The sequence below is a fragment of the Cobetia sp. AM6 genome (assembly GCF_009617955.1).
Lineage (GTDB): Bacteria > Pseudomonadota > Gammaproteobacteria > Pseudomonadales > Halomonadaceae > Cobetia > Cobetia amphilecti.
Map to the genome: position 1 here is coordinate 857,670 of NZ_AP021868.1, position 21,318 is coordinate 878,987.

19 protein-coding genes and 1 other RNA gene are annotated in these 21,318 nt (G+C 64.5%); 16 read left to right on the top strand and 4 right to left on the bottom strand.

All coding sequences use genetic code 11. From position 1 onward, the window contains the following. Positions 1-6 precede the first annotated feature (6 nt). The 5 genes from petA to CLAM6_RS03690 all read left to right on the top strand — a co-directional run bounded on the left by petA (position 7) and on the right by CLAM6_RS03690 (position 4,274). Positions 7-603, top strand: a complete 597-nt coding sequence (gene petA / locus CLAM6_RS03670; RefSeq protein ID WP_043332520.1) for a ubiquinol-cytochrome c reductase iron-sulfur subunit — start codon at positions 7-9, stop codon at positions 601-603. Then, positions 603-1,865 carry a cytochrome b gene (locus CLAM6_RS03675; protein WP_107335416.1) on the top strand — a complete coding sequence of 421 codons (1,263 nt, stop codon included), beginning with the start codon at positions 603-605 and terminating at the stop codon, positions 1,863-1,865. Before petA ends, CLAM6_RS03675 begins: the two co-directional genes overlap by 1 nt. Beyond that, positions 1,862-2,674, top strand: coding sequence for a cytochrome c1 (locus tag CLAM6_RS03680; RefSeq protein ID WP_441303504.1), 813 nt, complete (start codon positions 1,862-1,864; stop codon positions 2,672-2,674). The genes CLAM6_RS03675 and CLAM6_RS03680 overlap by 4 nt, the downstream gene beginning before the upstream one ends. A gap of 215 nt (positions 2,675-2,889) precedes the next feature. Beyond that, positions 2,890-3,516, top strand: a complete 627-nt coding sequence (gene sspA / locus CLAM6_RS03685; RefSeq protein ID WP_043332516.1) for a stringent starvation protein SspA — start codon at positions 2,890-2,892, stop codon at positions 3,514-3,516. A gap of 167 nt (positions 3,517-3,683) precedes the next feature. After that, positions 3,684-4,274, top strand: a complete 591-nt coding sequence (locus CLAM6_RS03690) for a ClpXP protease specificity-enhancing factor (protein ID WP_153635176.1) — start codon at positions 3,684-3,686, stop codon at positions 4,272-4,274. Between the two features lie 193 nt (positions 4,275-4,467). Here CLAM6_RS03690 and CLAM6_RS03695 read toward each other — a convergent pair whose 3' ends face one another. The 4 genes from CLAM6_RS03695 to CLAM6_RS03710 are packed head-to-tail and all read right to left on the bottom strand — an operon-like array spanning position 4,468 to position 8,003. After that, positions 4,468-5,046 carry a BON domain-containing protein gene (locus tag CLAM6_RS03695; RefSeq protein ID WP_153635177.1) on the bottom strand — a complete coding sequence of 193 codons (579 nt, stop codon included), beginning with the start codon at positions 5,044-5,046 and terminating at the stop codon, positions 4,468-4,470. Between the two features lie 37 nt (positions 5,047-5,083). Next, a complete protein-coding gene (locus CLAM6_RS03700; protein ID WP_043332512.1) occupies positions 5,084-5,677 on the bottom strand; it encodes a phosphoheptose isomerase in 594 nt (197 codons plus the stop codon). Positions 5,678-5,698: 21 nt separating this feature from the next. Next, positions 5,699-6,100: a YraN family protein gene (locus CLAM6_RS03705; protein WP_052384397.1), complete on the bottom strand. Its 402-nt coding sequence runs from the start codon at positions 6,098-6,100 to the stop codon at positions 5,699-5,701. Position 6,101: 1 nt separating this feature from the next. Next, entirely contained in the window at positions 6,102-8,003 is a 1,902-nt protein-coding gene (locus tag CLAM6_RS03710) for a penicillin-binding protein activator (protein WP_153635178.1), read from the bottom strand. 196 nt (positions 8,004-8,199) lie between these two features. Between CLAM6_RS03710 and rsmI the strand changes: the two genes are divergently transcribed. The 11 genes from rsmI (at position 8,200) to murG (ending at position 21,296) form a co-directional block, all read left to right on the top strand. Next, complete coding sequence (gene rsmI / locus CLAM6_RS03715) at positions 8,200-9,063, top strand: 16S rRNA (cytidine(1402)-2'-O)-methyltransferase (RefSeq protein WP_153635179.1); 864 nt, start codon at positions 8,200-8,202, stop codon at positions 9,061-9,063. Between the two features lie 102 nt (positions 9,064-9,165). Then, an RNA gene (gene rnpB / locus CLAM6_RS03720) (RNase P RNA component class A) lies at positions 9,166-9,518 on the top strand. Between the two features lie 285 nt (positions 9,519-9,803). Further along, on the top strand, positions 9,804-10,790 hold the full coding sequence (gene rsmH, locus CLAM6_RS03725; RefSeq protein ID WP_153635180.1) for a 16S rRNA (cytosine(1402)-N(4))-methyltransferase RsmH: 987 nt from the start codon (positions 9,804-9,806) through the stop codon (positions 10,788-10,790). Between the two features lie 250 nt (positions 10,791-11,040). Further along, positions 11,041-11,361 (top strand): cell division protein FtsL, encoded by a 321-nt coding sequence (gene ftsL, locus CLAM6_RS03730; RefSeq protein WP_043332508.1) that lies wholly within the window; start codon positions 11,041-11,043, stop codon positions 11,359-11,361. Between the two features lie 116 nt (positions 11,362-11,477). Next, the gene (locus tag CLAM6_RS03735; RefSeq protein WP_054555193.1) at positions 11,478-13,139 is read left to right on the top strand and encodes a peptidoglycan D,D-transpeptidase FtsI family protein; all 1,662 of its coding nucleotides are present in this window, start codon (positions 11,478-11,480) and stop codon (positions 13,137-13,139) included. 105 nt (positions 13,140-13,244) lie between these two features. Continuing rightward, positions 13,245-14,843, top strand: coding sequence for a UDP-N-acetylmuramoyl-L-alanyl-D-glutamate--2,6-diaminopimelate ligase (locus CLAM6_RS03740; protein WP_242007735.1), 1,599 nt, complete (start codon positions 13,245-13,247; stop codon positions 14,841-14,843). Beyond that, a complete protein-coding gene (locus CLAM6_RS03745) occupies positions 14,840-16,303 on the top strand; it encodes a UDP-N-acetylmuramoyl-tripeptide--D-alanyl-D-alanine ligase (RefSeq protein WP_153635181.1) in 1,464 nt (487 codons plus the stop codon). Before CLAM6_RS03740 ends, CLAM6_RS03745 begins: the two co-directional genes overlap by 4 nt. 9 nt (positions 16,304-16,312) lie before the next feature. Further along, positions 16,313-17,395 carry a phospho-N-acetylmuramoyl-pentapeptide-transferase gene (gene mraY, locus CLAM6_RS03750; protein WP_043332504.1) on the top strand — a complete coding sequence of 361 codons (1,083 nt, stop codon included), beginning with the start codon at positions 16,313-16,315 and terminating at the stop codon, positions 17,393-17,395. A gap of 13 nt (positions 17,396-17,408) precedes the next feature. Next, positions 17,409-18,920, top strand: a complete 1,512-nt coding sequence (gene murD, locus CLAM6_RS03755; protein WP_153635182.1) for a UDP-N-acetylmuramoyl-L-alanine--D-glutamate ligase — start codon at positions 17,409-17,411, stop codon at positions 18,918-18,920. After that, the gene (gene ftsW, locus CLAM6_RS03760; protein WP_052384394.1) at positions 18,913-20,142 is read left to right on the top strand and encodes a putative lipid II flippase FtsW; all 1,230 of its coding nucleotides are present in this window, start codon (positions 18,913-18,915) and stop codon (positions 20,140-20,142) included. The genes murD and ftsW overlap by 8 nt, the downstream gene beginning before the upstream one ends. Positions 20,143-20,219: 77 nt before the next feature. Then, positions 20,220-21,296, top strand: coding sequence for an undecaprenyldiphospho-muramoylpentapeptide beta-N-acetylglucosaminyltransferase (gene murG / locus CLAM6_RS03765; RefSeq protein ID WP_153636776.1), 1,077 nt, complete (start codon positions 20,220-20,222; stop codon positions 21,294-21,296). Positions 21,297-21,318: the final 22 nt, after the last annotated feature.

Consider the following 21,318-nt stretch of genomic DNA (forward strand, 5'->3'; position numbering starts at 1 on the left):
AATAAAATGTCAGATCAAGCTGTGAACCGAGGGCGACGCCGCTTCCTCGTCAGCGCAACCACCGTGGTCGGGGCGGTAGGGGTGGTCGGTATTGCAACGCCCTTCCTGGCGTCCTGGCAGCCAAGTGCGCGTGCCCGTGCGGCAGGTGCGCCTGTCACGGCGGATATCTCGCGGCTGGCACCCGGCCAGCAGATGACCATCGAATGGCGCGGCAAACCGGTGTGGGTGGTGCGTCGCACCCCCGAGATGATCGCCGATATCCGCGCCATCCCCCCCGCAGAGCTGCAGGACCCCGAGTCACTGCGCCCCCAGCAGCCCCCTTATGTCGATGCCGTGCTGCGTTCCATCAAGCCGGAATATGTGGTGTTGGTGGGTATCTGCACGCACCTGGGCTGCTCGCCTGGCTATCGTCCCGAGATCGGCGCGGCGGATCTCGGCGCGGACTGGCCGGGCGGCTATTTGTGTGCCTGTCATGGGTCCAAGTTCGATCTCGCCGGGCGAGTCTTCACCGGGGTGCCGGCGCCTTCGAATCTGGAGGTGCCGCCGCATCGCTACGAGAGTGAGCAGGTGCTGGTGGTGGGTGTCGATGAGGAGGCTGCCTGATGGGGAATCCAAACCGTGCCAAGGCGCCACGCGGCATCATGCGCTGGATCGATGACCGCCTGCCGGCCACCCAGTTTCTGCAGGACCATCTGACCGGCTACTACGCGCCGAAGAATTTCAACTTCTTCTACTTCTTCGGCTCGCTGGCCTTGCTGGTGCTGGTCAATCAGATATTGACCGGCATCTGGCTGACGATGAGCTATACGCCGAGTGCCGAGGAGGCCTTTGCCTCCATCGAGTACATCATGCGCGATGTGGAGTACGGCTGGCTGATCCGCTACATGCATTCCACCGGCGCCTCGGCCTTCTTCGTGGTCATCTATCTGCACATGTTCCGTGGTCTGCTGTATGGCTCCTACCGTGCGCCTCGCGAGCTGGTCTGGATCTTCGGCATGTGCATCTATCTGGCGCTGATGGCCGAGGCCTTCATGGGCTATCTGCTGCCCTGGGGACAGATGTCCTACTGGGGCGCGCAGGTGATCATCTCGCTGTTCACGGCGATTCCGGTCATCGGGGCAGACCTGGCGCAGATGATTCGTGGCGACTATTTGATCTCGGGGATCACCCTGAACCGCTTCTTTGCGCTGCATGTCATCGCCTTGCCGCTGGTGATCGTCGGGCTGGTGGTGCTGCATCTGGTGGCGCTGCACGAGGTGGGCTCGAACAATCCCGATGGCATCGAGATCAAGGACAGGAAGGATGAGGCGGGGCAGCCGCTGGATGGCATTCCCTTCCATCCCTATTACACGGTGAAGGACCTCGTCGGCGTCGGTGTCTTCCTGTTCGTGTTCTGTGCGGTGATCTTCTACTTCCCCGAAGGCGGCGGTTACTTCCTGGAGACGCCGAACTTCGAGCCGGCCAATTCGCTGAAGACGCCCGAGCACATCGCGCCGGTGTGGTACTTCACGCCGTTCTACGCCATGTTGCGCGCGGTCAATTACCCGCTGTTCGGCGTGGATGCCAAGTTCTGGGGCGTGGTGGTCATGGGGCTGGCGATCGCCATCCTGTTCGTGCTGCCGTGGCTGGATCGCTCGGCGGTGCGCTCGATCCGCTACAAGGGCTGGCTATCGCGTATCGCCATCGTCATCTTCGTGGTCAGTTTCGTGACGCTGGGCGTGCTGGGGGTGATGCCGCCCACGCAGGAGCGCACGATCATCGCGCAGCTGGCGACCGTGGCATATTTCGCCTTCTTCATATTGATGCCGCTGTATACGCGCTTCGAGACGACGCGAGCGGTGCCTGACAGGGTGACGGGCCGATGAGCGCGCTGATGGGTGGGTCAAGGAAGTGGCTCGAACGCGGGCTGGCAGCAGGGTTGCTGGCCGTAGTGAGCCTGATGGGGTCGGGCATGGTGAGCGCGGCGAGCAGCGCGGTGCCGCTGGAGACGATGGAGCCGGATCTGCATGATCAGCCCTCGCTGCAGCGAGGCATGCAGCTTTACACCAATTACTGTCTCGGCTGTCATAACCTGCAGTATCAGCGTTACTCGCGTGCCGCAGAGGACCTGGGGATGCCCGAGGACCTGGTCGAGCAATATCTGATTCTCTCGCCAGCGCTCAAGATCAATGACACCATGCGCACGGGCATGCAGAAAGAAGACGCGGCCGGCTGGTTCGGCACGCCGCCACCGGATCTGTCGCTCGAGGCGCGTCTGCGCGGCACAGACTGGATCTACACCTATCTGAAGAGCTTCTATCGCGATGCGTCACGTCCGTGGGGCGTGAACAATGCGGTCTTCCCCCAGGTCGGCATGCCACATGTGCTGGAGTCGCTGCAGGGCGTGCAGGAAAAGGTCTGTGGGCAGAGTGACCTGGCGGTAGCGGGGGCGGAGATCGATCCCGACACGGGGCGTTATGCGTCCTGTGATATTCTAGAGATCACCCAGCCTGGCAGCATGACGGCAGGGGAGTTTGATCAAGCGATGTGGGATCTGACCAATTTTCTGGCCTATGTCGGTGAGCCTTCGCGACTCAAGGCTGAGAGCATGGCCCCCAAGGTGTTAATATTCATTCTGATCTTTACCTTGCTGGCGTATCTTCTCAAGAAGGAATACTGGCGCGACATTCATTGATGGCCCCCGGGGCGGGGTCTCAGTGATAATGGCGAGCCGGCAGTGACGGGCGCGCGGCTGATCAGTCGCGCGCCCGCTTGCGTCGCCTCGAGGTGGCGCAGGCTGACCCTCTGGCAGGGCCCGTTGTGACAAGGGCAGGCCAGAGGAAACTTATCCCCGTTTGTCAGGCCAAAAGCTGACACGGGCATGTCTCGAACAGATGCGAGGACAGTTTCATGGGTGTTGTGGCCAAGCGTTCATCGATGACCTTCTACTCCGGTGGTGACGACCACTTCAGCCACCGTGTACGGATCGTGCTGGCCGAGAAGGGTGTGGCAGTCGATATCATTGATGTGGATGATGACAGCCGTCCGGCCGAACTGGCCGACCTGAACCCGTACAACAGTGTGCCGACGCTGCTGGATCGCGACCTGGTGCTCTACGAGTCCAAGGTCATGATGGAATATCTGGACGAGCGTTTCCCGCATCCGCCGCTGTTGCCGGTGTATCCGGTGGCGCGCGCCCAGAGCCGTCTGTGGATGCATCGCATCGAGCGCGAATGGGTGCCGATGATGGAAACCATCCAGACAGGCACCAAGAAGGAAGCCGACAAGGCGCGCAAGGAATTGCGTGAAAGCCTGATCGGCATTTCCCCGATCTTCGACGACATGCCGTTCTTCATGAGCGACGAGTTCTCGCTGGTGGACACCTGCATTGCCCCGATCCTGTGGCGCTTGCCGACACTGGGAATCGAGCTGCCGGAGAAGCAGGTCAAGCCGCTGCTGACCTACATGGAGCGGTTGTTCGGGCGTGATGCCTTCAAGGCGTCGCTGTCCGAGGCCGAGCGCGAGATGCGCATCTGATCCGTGCGTGATCCTTCGGTCACTGATCGATCGGTCACGCATTCGGGCTTTCGCCCTCGCTCATCAGTCTGTGGATGATGGATGTGAGCGATGTGCGGGGCGTTGGCCCGTTGGCGGAATGGACTTCGGTCGTCGCTGACACTCATTGCAGTTCAAGAGGTTCTCCCATGCTTTCCAGTCGCCCTTATCTGGCACGCGCACTCTACGAGTGGCTGCTGGATAACGACAATACGCCGTACATCGTGGTGGACGCCGAGCAGGAAGGTGTCCAGGTGCCGCGTCAACACGTCCAGAACGGCCAGATCGTGCTCAATATCGCACCCGGTGCAGTGCGTGATCTGTTGATCGCCAATGAAGGGGTCAGCTTCAATGCCCGCTTCGGTGGTCAGCCGATGCACGTCAGCGTGCCGACGGCGGCCCTGGTCGCGCTGTATTCGCGTGAAAACGGTGTCGGTATGGTCTTCGGTCACGAGCCGGTGATGCCGGGTGCCGATGAGATGACATTCGGTGAAGCCGCGCCAGATGCCGAGCCGGCCGCCGCAGCGCGCCCGACGCTGGCCAGTGTCGGCAGTGCGCCCGTCGAGGAAGAGGCGCCAGAGTCAGCGGATGCGTCCGTCGAGACAAGTCCAGGCGCTGATGCCGAAGTCGCCGGTGAAGAGCAGGCGTCAGACTCGGCTAGCGACGAGCAGGGGGCTGATGACAATGATCAGCCCAAGCCGCCGCGCAAGGGGCGTCCTTCGCTGCGCGTGATCAAGTAATCACGTCGGCAGGTGGGGGCGATGGATGAGGGTTGGCCATTGCCCGCCTGATGTCGCTCCTGTCATGAAAAATGCCCCGCAGGCTTCGGCCTGCGGGGCATTTTTCATTCTGGGTACGTTTCGTTTAGGGCACTTTTCGTTCAGGGCGCTCTGCATGTCAGGTATGCCAGGCATGCAAGGTGCGCCACCTCGATCAGTCGAGGTACTCGAAGACCTTGGCGATACGCTGGATGCCGCCGACTTCAGAGACCTTGCTGACGATCTGGTCGGCTTCGGCGCGGGTCACGATACCCATCAGGTAGACGCTGGCATTCTCGGTGAGTACTAGGATGCGGCCGGAGTCGATGTTGGCATCCGCCGCCAGCGTGGCCTTGACGCGCGTGGTCAGCCAAGTGTCCTGCACGCGCTGGCTGGCCGGGGCATTGGCGCTGACTTCCAGCGCGTTGTGCACCTGACGCACGCGACGCACGTCCTTGGCGATGTCCGTGGCCTTCTGCTTCAGCTCGTCACTGGCGACCTGGCCGGTCAGCAGCACCATGCCGTTGTAGGAGTTCACGTTGACGTGGGCATCATTGAAGCGGGCATCGGTCTTGCCGAGATTGACCTCGATCTTGGTCTCGATGCTCTCGTCTTCCACCTGGGCGCCCAGGGTGCGATCGCCATAGTCTTCGTCGATCGGGCCGCTGTTGGTCAGGTCGGCGACGGTGGTGCAGCCGGCTAGCGTCAGGAAGCCGGCGGTGGCCATGAGGGAAAGCAGGTTCTTGGGCGTCATGCCGTTTTCTCCTGGTGAATGCCGTGGGGCGCGCGGATTACTCGTTGCTGCCGAACAGCTGATGATCAATCAGGTCGCACAGGCAGTGGATGGCCAGCAGATGGACTTCCTGGATGCGTGCCGTAGAGGTGGCGGGAACACGAATCTCGCAGTCTTCGCTGCCCAGCAGTGACGCCATGTCGCCACCGTCACGGCCCGTCAAGGCGACGACGCGCATGTCGCGGTCGTGAGCCGCCTGGATGGCCTGCACCACGTTGGCGGAGTTGCCGCTGGTGGAGATGGCCAGCAGGATGTCGCCGGGCTGACCCAGGGCGCGGATCTGCTTGGAGAACACCTCGTTGTAGCTGTAGTCGTTGGCGATGGACGTCAGCGTGGAAGTGTCGGTGGTCAGCGCGATGGCCGGCAGGCTCGGGCGCTCACGCTCGAAGCGGTTGAGCAGCTCGGAGGAGAAATGCTGGCTGTCACCGGCGCTGCCGCCGTTGCCGCAGGCCAGGATCTTGCCGTCATTGACCAGGCTCTGGACCATCATCTGGCTGGCCGCTTCGATGAAGGGCGGCAGCACTTCGCTGGCGTAGGTCTTGGTGTCAATGCTGGCGTTGAAGTGGCCGAGAATACGCGATTGGAAATCCATGATGGCTCTTGGTCGTTGGCTTCAGAACGCTTCGAAGGCGTGGCGAATCCAGTGAATGGAACGAGGGGAGGTCCCCTCCACGCCTACCACGTCGAAGCGGCAGGAACATGATAGCCCGTGCTGGGCCAGATAAAAACGCGCGGCAGTGATCAGCCGGCGTTGCTTGGTATGGGTCACGCTTTCCAGCGCGCTGCCGAAGCGGGAGTTGGCCCGGTAGCGCACCTCGATGAAGACCAGGGTCTCGGCGTCACGCATGATCAGGTCGATCTCGCCGCCCTTGGCATGCTGGTTGCGCGTGACGGGTGTCAGGCCACGCGCTGCCAGCCATTGTTCTACCTCCGCCTCGATGACGGCGCCGCGCGCTCGGGCGCGACGCTGGGGAGGCGGGTGCGCCTTGCCAGAGGGCGAGTCGGCGCGTGTCATGTCAAGGTGTGTAGGCTTCGACGGTGCGGCTGTTGGCGCCTTTCAGTGGCGGACGCGGTACGCCACCTCTGAATTCAGCCCAGGGCAGCGTGCGCTCGATGCGGCCATCGTGGCGCGGGAAGAGGCTGCCGGTGGCGCCGAAGAGTTCGCCGCCTGCACCGGCCAGCATCAGCGGTACGCGCTGGGCCAGACGATAGGCATCGACCCCCATGGCGTTGAGCTTGAGCATGCGCGGTGAGGCGTCGGACAGGGCGCGGTAGGTGTCGACTTCCGGCAGGGACGCCTTGCCGCCGGAGGAGGCCTCCGGCACTTCCCAGGGAATGTCCACGAAGTCGACGCCATTGAGGTCGCCATCCTGATCGGGCTGCGGTGCGCCGTCATAGAGATGGGAGGTGCCGTAGATCGGCAGGTCGCCCGCGTAGTAGAAGTCCAGCATCGGCGGCACCTGACGCGCATAGCTCGGCAGCGCCAGCAGGAAGATCATGTCGATGTTGCCGGAATGGGCGCGGCCGTATTTGCTGCCGGATTTCTTGGCGGACTTCATGCGCGCCTGATCCTGGTTCGAGACCGACAGCAGGTCCTTGACGGCTGAGCTGACGGCGCCCTTGGGGTTGTAGCGCTCGACGGAGACGATGTCGCCACCTTCCTGCTCGAAGCGGTCACGGAAGGCGCTGTAGACGCGCTGGCCCCAGGCATTGTTGGGCACCAGCGCGGCGGCGCCACGATGGCCATCAAGCGCGGCGCGCATGGCGACCTGGCGGGCTTCGTCCTCGGCGGACAGGCCGTACTGGAACAGGTTGTCGGCACTGTTGCTGTCATGGGTGCCGTAGTTGAGGGCCAGTGTCGGCAGCGGCAGGCTGTTCTGGGTCTCGAGCTGACTGACCAGCTTCTTGTCCAGCGGGCCGAGCACGACCTGGGCGCCATCCATGGTGGCACGGGCATACAGGGTCTTGAGGTCCGCGCTCGAGGTGTCATAGAAGCTCAACTGCGGCGTGGCCTCGGCATTGTCGATGGCGCTGCGATGGCGCGCCTCGATGCCCTCACGGATGGCCTGGGCGATCCGCTTGAGCGAGCCGGATTCGGGCAGGAAGACGGCAATCTTGCGTACTTCCTGGCCGGAGAGCTCGCGCAGGTCGAGAATGCCCTGCGGCATCTGGCGTGCGGCGGGATGCTGCGGGTTGGCGTCCGACCAGTCGTTGATGGCGGAGAACATCTGGTCGATGTTGCCACCGAAGCGACGCTGCAGGCGCAGCAGGTCCGTCCAGCCACTGGCGGTGGGGCTGGCACTGGCCAGCTCATTGAGCTGACTGGGCGAGAGGCGCGTGAGCTGCTCCCACAGGGTGTCGTTGATGCTCAGGTCATCGCTGTCGGCCTGCAGGGCGATCAGGGTCTGGGCGCTGGCTAGGGGCTCGCCGACCATGCCGAGCGCCAGGCCGCGACGCTTGCGCAGTGTGCGCTGGTCATCGCCGGACATCTGGATGTTGTCCTCGAGCACCGAGGTGGCCAGGATCGTGTTCCAGCCGTCCTGCTGCTCAAGCGCGATACGCGACAGCAGCAGGGCCCATTGCACGCGTTCCTGCGGCTCGAGGCTTGTCGGGTCGATGTCGGATGCGATGGTGATCGCCTGCGCGTTGTCGCCGCTGCGTGCTAGGATGTCCGCAGCTTGCAGGCGCGTACTGGCCGCTTGCTGACCCTGTTGCTGCTCGGCCTGAGCAAGCAGGGCATCGGCCCCGGGGCCGCTGGAGAGCGGTGACTGTCCGGCACACCCTGCCAGCAGCAGGGCGGAGGCGGCGAGGCCCGCCAGCGTGCGCAGGCCGGAACGTGAACGGCGCGCGGCCTCCTGCCGGATGGCTGACGAAGTGCCCAGCGTATTGGCTGATGCACGATTCCATGTCTGGCGCATGTACGACGGTCCCTTGGCTGATGGGCGATGTGGTCAGGACTGCATCGCCGCCTACTGTGATGAAGGGTGAAAGGCATCATGGCACTCGGTCGATCAGGGCCACGCATGCAGCGTCCTTCGGATGAAATGTCCCAAGGCAATCTGCCTGTGTCTGACGACCATTTCTACCATTGAGTTCAACGAGTCGAAGCATTGAATGTCCGAGTCTTCTGAAGGCGTATTGTACGTGGTCGCCACGCCGATTGGTAACCTCGATGATCTCAGTCCCCGCGCCGCGCGGGTGCTGGGAGAAGTGGACCTGATCGCAGCCGAGGATACCCGCCACAGCGCGCGGTTGCTGCGTCACCTGGGCCTGGAAGTGCCCATGATGTCCCTGCACGATCACAACGAACGTGGCCGCGTCGACCAGCTGTGTCAGGCGCTGGAGGCAGGCCGACGCGTCGCGCTGGTCTCCGATGCCGGCACGCCGCTGATCTCCGATCCCGGCTTCATCGTCGTGCGCGCCCTGCGCGAGCGTGGCTTCAAGGTAGTGCCGCTGCCGGGGCCGTGCGCGTTGATCACCGCCCTCAGCGCGGCGGGCCTGCCGACGGATCGCTTCACCTTCGAAGGCTTTCTGGCCCACAAGGGTGGCCCGCGTCAGGCGCGCCTTGCCGCGCTGCGCGACGATAGCGCCACCCATGTGCTGTACGAGTCTCCGCACCGCATCCAGGCGCTGCTCGGCGATATCCGCGAGGTGCTGGGCGAGCGCCGGGTCGTGCTGGCCCGTGAGCTGACCAAGACCTTCGAGACCTTCCTCGATGGCACGGCGGCCGAGCTGCTGGCGCAGATGGACGCTGACAGTGATCAGACCCGCGGCGAATTCGTGGTCATGATCGAAGGGGCGCCGGCACGTGACGGCGACGAGACGGCCAGTGTCGAAGGCGACGCCCTGTTGCAGGTGCTGTTCGAGGAGGGCGTCGGCGTCAAGCAGATGGCCGCCATCGCCACGCGTCTGGTGGGCGGGCGCAAGAAAGCCTGGTATGCCAAGGCGCAAGCCATGAAGGACGCGGCAGAGGAATAAGCAAACCTCTGTCACGCCAGACTTTTTTGCCGCTGCCATTGTTCGGCCTGCGCGGGCTTCGTCTTGTGAAAGGCCCATGACACTGGTAGTCTTGCGCGCTTGGGAGACGGCCAGACAGTCGCCGCCAGCGCAAGCTGGGGGAGGAAAGTCCGGGCTCCATAGGGCAAGGTGCCAGATAACGTCTGGGCGGCGCGAGCCGACGGCAAGTGCAGCAGAGAGAAGACCGCCTACGTCAGCTTCGGCTGACCGGTAAGGGTGAAAGGGTGCGGTAAGAGCGCACCGCGCGGCTGGTAACAGTTCGCGGCGAGGTAAACCCCACCTGGAGCAAGACCAAATAGGCCCCCTATGCTGCTGCCCGCAGTGGGGGCGGGTTGGTTGCTTGAGCCCTGAAGTGATTCAGGGCCTAGATGAATGACTGTCCACGACAAGACCCGGCTTATCGGCCATCTCCCGCCTTATAACGTCAGTGTGCTGCCAGCCTTCGCGATGCGAGCGATGGCAGCACACCTTGAATTCGCATGACCGGCGCCGTCCGCTGCGTGTTTCGTGAATGACCATTGCAGTTGGATGGCAACGAACACGCTGCCGTGACAGGCGCCGGTTGTCGGTTATGGCACTTGAATTCGTGTTTCAGCCGCTTGCCTGCTGCACGCAGGCGCTGTTTCCGCTCTTATGCTGTCGGTGTCCTTTGCCACCGGCTTTCACTGCTCGCATCGCGTGCCAAGGTCCAGAGTTTCGTCATGTCCAAGCCCAGCGCTCCTTCCGTTACCGAGTCTGCCGATACCGAGTCCGTCGAAGTGGCTGATCGCTTCGCGCATGTCAGTGTCATGCTCGATGGCGCGGTCGATGGCCTGATTCAGGACACGGCCGGCGTCTACTTCGACGGCACCTTCGGTCGCGGTGGCCATTCGCGTCTGATCCTGTCGCGCCTGGCGCCCGAGGGGCGTCTGGTCGCCTGTGATCGTGACCCCCAGGCGCTGGCGGAAGCCGCGACCATCGATGACGAGCGCTTCAGTATCCATGCCGGTGAATTCGCGCGTCTTGGCGAGTATGCCGAGCGTGAGGGCGTGCACGGCCAGCTGGATGGCATCCTGCTCGACATCGGCGTGTCATCCCCGCAGCTGGATGATGCCGAGCGTGGCTTCAGCTTCATGAATGATGGCCCGCTGGACATGCGCATGGACCCCACCAGTGGCGAGAGCGCCGCCGAGTGGCTGTCGCGTGCCAGTGCCGAGGATATGGCCTGGGTCTTCAAGACCTATGGTGAGGAGCGTTATGCCAAGCGTCTGGCGCGCGCCGTGGTGGAGCGTCGCGCCGAGCGACCCATCACGCGCACCGGCGACTTCGCCAGCCTGATCAAGGATGCCCACCCCAACTGGGAGAAGCACAAGCACCCGGCGACGCGTGTCTTCCAGGCGATCCGCATCCACATCAATGGTGAGCTGGATGAGCTGACCCGCGCGCTGGATGCCGGTCTCGAGGCGCTCAAGCCCGGCGGTCGTCTGGTCGTGATCAGCTTCCACTCGCTGGAAGACCGCATCGTCAAGCGCTTCATGCGTGACAAGGCGCGGGGGGATCAGGCGCCGCGTGGCATGCCGATCCGTGAAGACCAGCTCAACAAGCGTCTCAAGCTGGTGGGCAAGGCGCAGAAGGCCTCGCAAAGCGAAGTCGATGCCAATGTCCGTTCGCGCAGTGCCGTGATGCGCATTGCCGAAAAGCTCAAATAGCGTCAGTGCTCCCTCTGGGGAATCGTGCCTCTTTCTGCGCCTGCCTACCGGCAGGCGCGCGCGCAAGTGGGCTGTGGTGAAAGGACGACACAAGTGTTGCCGTGCTGCAACTCTTAGCGGCTAACGCCACTTGCTGACATAATGCGCCGGGCGCTTCAAACAAGTGAGCGAACATCGCGCCTGCACGTTGGCAGTCTGCAAGGATATTCGTGATGCGGGGCATCACGTTCAGAGTGATTAGGGAGTCGGCATGGCGGGACGGAGACAGGATGGCTGGACGGGTAACTGGCCGATCAAGGTGCAGATGCGTTGGCGTCACCTGTGTTTCGCGGTGCTGATGCTCAGTCTGCTCGGCTCTGCCGCTGCTGTCGTGATCAGCTCCCACCTCTCGCGCGGCCAATATGCCCAGCTGCAGAAGCTGGAAGCGGCGCGCGATGATGCGCGTGCACGTTGGGGCCGCCTGCTGCTGGAAGAAAGCGCCTGGTCGGCGCCGGCGCGTATCGAAAGCATCAGCATCGAGCGACTCGAGATGCGCGTCCCGGATGTCCACGATGTCGAGGTCATTCGCTGATGGCCACGCGTCGCCCGCCTTCGTCTCGCCCGCGCAACCCGCGCAAAGCCGCCGGCGCTGAGACGCCCGCTCGTACCAAGGCCGCAAGCGGTGCCCGCAAGAGCGCGCGTGCGGCCATGGGGCCAGCCCGCTATCGCATCATGCTCTTCATCGTGCTGGCCGGGCTTGTCGCTCTGGTCGGCCGCATCGGCTATCTCCAGCTCTTCGATCAGCAGTTCCTGCAGGATCAGGGCGACGCACGCACCTTACGTGTCGACAGCATTAATGCTCACCGCGGCATGATCACCGATCGCACCGGTGAGCCGCTGGCGATCTCCACGCCGGTCATCACCCTGTGGGCCGACCCGCGCAAGGTGCCCGACGACCCCGTGCGGCTGTCATTGCTGGCGCGCGCGCTGGGGCAGAAGCCGGATGATCTGATCGCACGCGTCCGCCGCTATCGCGATGCCGGCAAGGGCTTCATGTACATCAAGCGCCAGATGACCCCGCCGCAGGCTCAGCCTGCCATTGACCTCGATATTCCGGGCGTCAGCCACAAGCAGGAATACAAGCGCTATTACCCCTCCGGAGAAGTCTCCGCCCAGTTGATCGGCGTGACCAACGTCGATGACAAGGGCCAGGAGGGGCTCGAGCTTGCCTACAATTCCTACCTTTCCGGTACGCCGGGCAAGCGGCGCGTGCTCAAGGACCGCAAGGGGCGCCTGGTGCGTGACCTGCACCTGATCAGCGAAGCCAAGCCCGGTGGCGACCTGACACTCTCCATCGACCTGCGTCTGCAATACATGGCCTACCGTGAGCTCAAGGCGGCCGTGGCGGAGCACCGCGCCGATGGCGGCACCCTGGTGATGATGGATGCGCGCACCGGCGAAGTGCTGGCGATGGTCAATCAGAAGTCCTATAACCCGAACAACCGTGCCGGGCTTGATCCCGCCGGGCTGCGTAACCGCGCGATCACCGATGCCTTCGAGCCCGGCTCGGTGATGAAGCCGCTGTCGATGAGCGCCGGCCTTGCCTCCAGCAAGTATCAGCCGGACTCGGTGATCGATACCACGCCGGGTTACATGCGGGTCGATCAGTTCACCATTCGTGACTTCCGTAACTACGGCAAGCTCGACATGGCGGGCATTCTCTATCATTCCTCGAATATCGGCATGAGCCGCATGGCGCTGAGTCTCGAGGATGATGCGGTGTGGAATCGCTACTATGAGCTGGGCCTCGGTCAGGCGCCGGGCACCGGCTTCCCGGGCGAGACGACCGGCGTGCTGCCGCCGCCGACCAACTGGTCGCGCAGCAAGCGGGCCTCCATCTCCTACGGTTACGGTATCAGCGTCTCGGCGCTGCAGCTGGCCAGCGCCTACACCGCGCTCGCCAATGACGGCCGTCGTGTGCCGCCGTCGCTGCTCAAGGTCAAGACGCCGCCGGTCGGTGACCAGGTGATCTCATCGGACAACGCGCACGCCTTGCTCGGCATGATGGAGAAGATCGTGCAGCCCAACGGGCCAGCCAAGCGGGCGGTGGTCGAAGGCTATCGCATCGCCGGCAAGACCGGCACCGTGCGCAAGGTGACGGCCGGTGGCTATCAGAAGACCGCGTATCGTTCGTTGTTCGCGGGTGTGGCACCGGTGTCTGATCCGCGTATCGTGACCGTGGTGATGATCGAAAACCCCAAAGGGGAAGAATATTACGGCGGTCTGGTGGCGGCGCCCGTGTTCGGGCGCGTGGTGGGCAAGGCTTTGCGCCTGCTGGATGTGCCGCCGGACAGCAAGGTCGGTGAGTAACGCTTTTCATGTGGCACGGTCGTCGGCCTTGGGCGGGCGACTGCGTCTTTTTTCTCATGTAGTGAATACGTTCCGGGACATCGGGAACAAGGAAGGTCTTCCGACATGACTTCACCGCACGATTCCAGGCGCCTGGGCGAGTTTCTGGCGCGCCCGTTGGCCACGGCGACAGACATGCTGGCAGCATTGCTGGCGCTGTGGCCAGGCGCTCTCAATGACGATTGCCGTGCACGGCTTGCCGCGCGCGATGACTGGCACCTGACGATCGACAGTCGCAGTGCCGCTCAGGGCTCCCTCTTCATCGCCATCCCCGGCATCGCCAGCGATGGCCGCGACTATATCGCCGCGGCGCTTGAGGGCGGTGCCGAGCTGGTGCTGGCCGAAAGACCCGCAGGCGGGGATGCACGTCTCGCACTGCATTCAGACGATGCCAGAGTCGTCTGGCTCGAGAACCTGGGCGAGCAGCTCGGTGAGCTGGGCCGCCAGGCCTTCAGTGTGCCCGAGTCGCTGACGCTGGTCGGGGTCACGGGCACCAATGGCAAGTCTTCCGTCACCCATTACATCGCCGAGCTGGCCGAAGCGATGGGCACGCCCGCCGGCATGATCGGTACGCTCGGCATCGGGCGTCCCGGCGCGTTGGTCGCGGGCGAGCGCACCACGCCTGATGCCCTGGCCGTGCAGGCGGCGCTCAAGGGCCTGAGTCTTGCCGGTGCCGAGCTGATCGCGATGGAAGTCTCTTCCCATGCGCTCGATCAAGGGCGCGTCAATGGCTGTCGCTTCACCGTCGCGGGCTATACCAATCTTTCGCGAGACCACCTCGACTATCACGGCAGCATGGCGGCCTATGCGGCGGCCAAGGCGAAGCTGTTCAAGCGCCCCGAACTCAAGCTTGCGGTGCTCAATGCCGACGATGCGCTGGCGCGTCTGATGCTGGCCGGCATGCAGCGCGGCGTGCGCGTGCTGGCAATGGGGCGTGATGATGTCGCGACCCTGCGCGTGCTGGATGTCTTCCCCGAGCCGCTGGGCCAGGTTGCCGTGATCGCGACGCCGGATGGCGAGCGCGAGCTGGGCCTCAATCTGATGGGGCGCTTCAATCTCGACAACGCCTTGCTGGCAATGCTAATCCTGCATGGCCTCGACTATTCGTTCGAGGGGCTGTTTGCCGCCGCGCCGCGTCTGACGCCGGTGCCGGGCCGCATGCAGCGCCTGAGTCGTGATGGCGCGCCGGTGGTGGTGGTCGACTATGCCCACACGCCGGAGGCCGTCGAGACGGCACTGACCGCGCTGCGTGCCCACCTGCCGGCGCGGGATGATGCGCGCCTGTGGTGTGTACTTGGCTGTGGTGGCGATCGCGACAGCGGCAAGCGCCCGCTGATGGCCACGGCCGCCGAACAGGGCGCCGACCGTGTCGTGATCACCGATGACAATCCGCGTACCGAGGATGCCGCCGCCATCCGTCAGCAGATGATGACCGGCATCCATGCCCGCGAGCGCGTGCTGGATATCGCCGAGCGTGGCGAAGCCATTGCCCAGGTCATCCGCGATGCCGGCGAGCATGATGTCATCCTGATCGCCGGCAAGGGGCACGAGGACTATCAGGAAATCGACGGTCAGCGACTGCCGTTTTCCGATGTGGCCCATGCGGTCGCGGCGCTGGAGCGTCGTGAGCTCTCGATGCTGGAAGGTCAGGAGCGTGACGCATGAGTGCGCCTGAACAGCCCGTCGCTCTGGACACCTTCGAGGAAGTAGCCGCGGTGCTCGGGGCGCAGTTGCCACAGGCATTGCGTGGTCAGGTGCTGGGCGCCATCGAGACGGACACCCGCAAGCTTGGCGAGCAGGCCGCACCGCTGTTCGTGGCCCTGAAGGGTGAGCGCTTCGACGCCCATGACTTCCTCGCCCAGGCTCGCGCCAATGGCGCCGTCGCGGCGCTGGTCGAGCGGGCAGTGGATGATCCGCTGCCGCAGATCGTCGTCGCGGATACCCGCCTGGCCTTCGGGCTGCTGGCGGCAGCGCGTCGCCGTGCCTGGGGGAGGCCGCTGATCGCGGTGACCGGCAACAGTGGCAAGACCAGCGTCAAGGGCCTGGTGCATGCCATCCTTGTGCGGGATGCCGCGCGTTTCGAGGCCGAAAGCCTCGCCAATCACGGCAACCTCAACAACGATTTCGGCCTGCCGATGACGTTGCTGCGCTTGAGCAACGCCCACCAGCACGGTGTGGTCGAACTGGGCGCCAATCATCTCGGCGAGATCGCCTGGACGACGGCCCTGGCGCGCCCGCAAGTGGCGGTGATCACCAATGTCACCGGCGCCCATGTCGGCGAATTCGGCGGCATGGGGCAGATCGCCCAAGCCAAGGGCGAGATTCTGGCGGGCTTGAGCCCGTTGGGAGGGCGACGTCCGGTCGCGGTGCTCAACCGTGATGACGCCTACTTCTCGCTATGGCAGGCGCTGGCCGCAACCGGCCAGGCGGTCGATGTCATCGACTTCAGCGTTGCGGATGGCGTTGTGGATAGCAGCGTGGATAGCGTTGATCGCCCGGCACGCCTGCAGGCGCGTGAGCTAGGCGCGGATGAACTCGGGCGTTATGCTTTCGCACTGACGTTTGATGGCCGCTCGCTCGGTCGTGTCCAGCTGGCGTTGCTGGGGCGTCACAACGTGGCCAATGCGCTGGCGGCTGCCGCGGCGTGCCTGGCACTGGGCATCGACAGTGATCTGGTGATCGCCGGGCTCGAGAGCGCCGAGAGCGTGCCCGGCAGGCTGGGTGTCGTGGCGGGCATCAACGGTTCGCGTCTGCTGGATGACAGCTACAACGCCAACCCCGGCGCCATGCTGGCGGCGCTGGATCTGCTGGCGACACTGCCTGCGCCGCGCTGGTTCCTGATGGGCGCCATGGGCGAACTCGGAGCCGACGCCGAGCGTCTGCATGCCGAGGTGGGCGATCACGCCCGCAAGCTGGGCATAGATTTCATTGCCACCTGCGGCGAGGGCGCTCAGGCGACTGCCGAGGCCTTCGGGGCCGGTGGCAAGCACTTTATCGAGCGGGCAGAGCTGGAAGCTTACGCCCGTAACCATCTACCCACCGGGGCCAGTGTTCTGGTCAAGGGGTCTCGCAGCGCTGGCATGGAGAATGTCGTTGCCGCGCTCAAGGTCGACGCATCAAGGTGAATGTGAGTCATGCTGCTGCTGCTTGCTGAGTTTCTGGCCCAATTCAATGGCGCCTTTACGGTTTTCAATTATCTGACCCTGCGCGTGGTATTGGCCACGTTGACGGCACTGTTGCTGTGTCTATGGCTGGGTCCCTGGGTTATACGCAAGCTCGTCGATGGTCAGATCGGCCAGGCCGTGCGCGACGATGGCCCCAAGTCTCACCTTTCCAAGGCCGGCACCCCGACCATGGGCGGCGTGATGATCCTGCTGTCGATGGCCGTCTCCACTCTGCTGTGGGGCGATCTGACCAACCTGTATGTCTGGGTGGTGCTGGCCGTCACGCTGGGCTTCGGTGCCGTCGGCTGGGTCGATGACTACCGCAAGGTGGTGGAGAAGAATCCGCGTGGCCTGCCGGCGCGCTGGAAGTACTTCTGGCAGTCGGTGGTGGGCATCGGCGCCGCCGTGGTGCTGTATCTGACGGCGAGCACGCCGGCCGAGACGGGCCTGCTGGTGCCGTTCTTCAAGGACGTCGTCATCCCGCTGGGCGTGTTCTACATGGTGCTGACCTACTTCGTGATCGTCGGCAGCTCCAATGCGGTAAACCTCACCGATGGCCTCGATGGTCTGGCGATCATGCCGACCGTGCTGGTCGCCATGGGCCTGGCCATCTTCGCCTACGCCTCGGGCAACCTGAAGTTCGCCGAGTATCTGCACATTCCGTTCATCGCCGGTTCCGGTGAGCTGGCGGTGTTCTGCGCCACCATCGCGGGTGCCGGCCTCGGTTTCCTGTGGTTCAACACCTATCCCGCCCAGGTCTTCATGGGCGATGTGGGCGCGCTGGCACTCGGCGCGGCGCTGGGTGTCGTGGCGGTCATCGTGCGTCAGGAAATCGTGCTGTTCATCATGGGCGGCGTCTTCGTGATGGAAACCGTCTCGGTGATCCTGCAGGTCGGCTCCTACAAGCTGACCGGGCGACGCATCTTCCGCATGGCGCCGCTGCATCACCACTTCGAGCTGAAAGGCTGGCCGGAGCCGCGCGTCATCGTGCGCTTCTGGATCATCACCGTCGTGCTGGTGCTGCTTGGCCTGGCCACACTCAAGGTTCGCTGAGGACGCATTCGCGATGACCCTCTCTGTCACCTCCCAAGCACCGGCCTCGCCGGTGCCTGCCAAAGGACCGACCCTGGTGGTCGGTCTTGGTGTCTCCGGACAGGCGATCGCTCGCCATCTGAGTGATCGCGGCATCGACTTTGCCGTCGCCGATACCCGCAGCGCACCGCCGGGCCTCGAGAGCCTGCGCGAGCATGCGCCGCAGGCCGAGGTGCATCTCGGCCCACTTGAATCGCTGGACCTGTCACGCTTCGGCGAGGTGGTGCTCAGTCCGGGCATCGACCCGCGTCAGGCGGTATTCGATGGGGTTCGCGAGCGACTGGTCGGCGAGATCGCACTCTTCGTGCGCGCGCTGGACGAGCGTCAGGCCCGCGATGCGCAGGGCAAGCGGCCAACGCTGGTCGCGATCACCGGCTCGAACGCCAAGTCCACCGTGACCACGCTGATCGCGCAGATGGCCGCGCGTGCCGGTCGTGACGTGGCGGTCGGCGGCAATCTGGGCACCGCCGCGCTGACCTTGTTGCGTGAGCAGCCTGATGCCGAACTCTACGTGCTGGAGCTGTCTTCCTTCCAGCTCGAGACCACACCTGAGCTCAAGGCCGATGTCGCCTGCTTCCTGAATCTCTCTGAAGATCATCTTGATCGCCACGATGGCATGCGCGGCTATCAGGCCGCCAAGCGCGGCATCTTCCGCGGCGCAGGCCTTGCGGTCATCAATGCCGATGACGCCTGGAGCTGGCCGGCCGAGAATGATGCGGTGGCGCGAGTCAGCTTCAGCGTGCAGCTCGGTGAGTCGGCCGATGAGTCGACCGATGAGGCTGCCAGGCAGGCGCAATGGCGCCTGGCGGAGCAGGGCGGCACGCTGTCGCTGTGTCATGTCGAGTCTGGCCAGCTGCGCAGCGTGATGCCTGCTGCGGAGGTGCGACTGGCCGGTCGCCACAACCAGGCCAATGCGCTGGCGGCACTCGCGATGGGCACCGCGATCGGCCTCGACGAGACGGCGATGGTCGCCGAGCTAGCAAGCTTCGCGGGCTTGCCGCATCGCGGCGAGCTGATTGCCGAGGTGGCGGGCGTGCGCTGGATCAATGATTCCAAGGGCACCAATGTCGGGGCGACGCTGGCGGCGATTGCCGGTCTCGGCCCGACGCTCGAGGGCAAGCTGATATTGCTGGCCGGTGGCCAGGGCAAGGGCGCGGATTTCACGCCGCTGGCGGCGCCATTGGCCCGTTACGCCCGTGAGGCGGTGGTGTTCGGTCAGGATGCGCCGCTATTGACGCAAGCCCTGGCCGATGACGTTACCGTGACGCCAGTCATGACGCTGTTGGAGGCCATGCGTCATGCTCGACAGATCGCACAGGCGGGGGACTGCGTGCTGCTGTCACCGGCCTGCGCCAGTCTCGATCAGTTCCCCAATTACATGGCGCGCGGCGACGCGTTCCGTGACTGGGTCACGCAGCACATCATGTCCGGTGCTGACTGCAATTCTGGCCCTGGCGGCAGCGACAAGGAAGCCTGCGATGCGTAACAAGGCCCGGCGAGTCCATGACACCTTGACGGCAGAGCGTCAGCCCGTCGACGGCTGGCTGCTGTTCTGCGCGCTGGCGATCCTGTGTATCGGCTGGGTGATGGTGACGTCTGCCTCCAGCGAGATCTCGAGCGAGCGCTTCGATGGCAATGCCTTCTACTACAGCATGCGCCACGGCATATTCATCGTGATCGGCCTGGTGGCCGCCTTCTGTACGCTGCGCGTGCCGATGTCCGCCTGGCAGCAGCGCAGCTTCGCGATGCTGATGCTGGGCTTCGTGCTGCTGGTGGTCGTGTTGGTGGTCGGGCGCGAGATCAACGGCGCCAAGCGCTGGATACCGCTGCCATTGGTCGGCGGGGTGCAGGCCTCCGAGATCGCCAAGCTGTGTCTGATGATCTGGCTGGCCGGCTATCTGGACCGCCGCCTCGACAAGGTGCGCGCCAGCGTCGTCAACGGCCTCATTCTGCCCTGCGTTCCCTTGTTGCTGATGATCGTGCTGCTGGCGCTGGAGCCTGACTTTGGCTCCATCGTGGTCATGGGCGGTGCCGTGATGGGCATGCTGTTGATGGCGGGCGTCGCCTGGTGGGGCTTCATCGTCTTGCTGGGCCTGGCCGGCGGTGGTGGTTGGCTGTTGGCGATCGCCGAACCCTATCGCTGGGAGCGTCTGACCACCTATACCGACCCGTGGGCCAACATGTATGACAGTGGCTACCAGCTGACCCAGGCGTTGATCGCCTTCGGTCGTGGCCACCTGAGCGGCATGGGGCTGGGCAACAGCGTGCAGAAGCTTTTCTATCTGCCGGAAGCGCATACCGATTTCGTGTTCGCCGTGCTGGCCGAAGAGCTGGGCTTGATCGGGGCGACGGCCGTGGTGGCGCTGTTCGGACTGCTGATCTACCGCGCCTTCAAGATCGGTCGCCGCGCTGAACTCGCCGGCTTGCCGTTCAGCGCCTACCTCGGCTACGGTATCGCCCTCGTGCTGGGGGCGCAGGCCTTCATCAACATCGGTGTGGCCAGCGGACTGCTGCCCACCAAGGGGCTGACCCTGCCCCTGATGAGTTATGGCGGTTCCAGCCTGATCGTCAGTTGCGTGCAGATCGCGATACTGCTGCGTATCGATGCCGAGACCCGCAAGCTGACCCGCACACCGACAGGAAATGCCGCCGCGCCCCGGCGCAAGGCCAAGAAGCCGACCGAGACACCGCAAGGAGCACAGGCATGACGTCATCTTCTTCTACCATCGCTCCCGAGGGGGCGGTTGACTCGATAGACACTGTCTCCAGGGGCGTCGTGCTGATGATGGCCGGCGGGACGGGAGGGCATGTGATCCCGGCGCTGTCGCTGGCGCGTGCCCTCGCGGCGGCCGGTCACGAGATCCATTGGCTGGGCAGCCCGCGTGGCATCGAGAACCGTCTGGTGCCTGACGCCGGCTATCCGCTGCATCGGGTCGAGGTCGCGGGCCTGCGTGGCAAGGGGCTGGCGGGCTATGCGGCGATCCCGTTTCGTCTCGCGCGTGCCGTCCTGCAGGCGCGGCGCGTGATTCGTGAGCTCAAACCGGTGCTTGTGGTGGGCCTCGGTGGCTTCGCCAGTGGTCCGGGCGGGCTCGCGGCGCGCCTTGAAGGCATTCCGCTGGTCATTCATGAGCAGAACGCCATCGCGGGCCTGACCAACAAGGTGCTGGCGCGGATGGCGACGCGTGTCTACGCCGCCTTCCCGGGCGCCTTCCCGCCCGCTCTCGGGGCTCAGGTGGTGGGCAATCCGGTGCGTGATGAGATCGCGAATGTCGGTGCCGCAGGTCATGCGTCCGAGTCTGCTGTCGAGACGGCAGGCGAGGCGCGTGCGTTGCATCTGCTGGTGATGGGCGGCTCGCTGGGGGCTCAGGCGCTCAACGAGACGCTCGCGCCGGCGCTGGCCTTGCTGCCGGAAGCCTCGCGCCCCGTGGTGCGCCATCAGGCCGGACGTGACAAGCAGGAGGCGACCCTCGCCGCCTATCAGGCAGCCGGTGTCACGGCTGAGGTCAGCGAGTTCATCGGTGACATGGCCGAGGCCTACGCCTGGGCAGACCTCGTGGTCTGTCGCGCCGGCGCGCTGACCGTGGCCGAGCTGGCTGCGGCTGGTCGGCCTGCGGTGCTGGTGCCGTTCCCCCACGCCGTGGATGATCATCAGACCGTCAATGCCGCGGTATTGGTCAAGGCGGATGCCGCGCGCCTGATTCCCCAGAATACGTTGACTGCAGAGCGCCTCGCCGAGACGCTGGCAGAATTGCTCGACCCCAAGATACTCACTGGCATGGCCGCTCGCGCCCGCAATAGTGCGGAACTCGATGCGGTAGCGACCATGCTGGCAGGCTGCATGGAGACTCGCCTTGAACGCTAGCAATTCTGATCGCGGTGCAGGT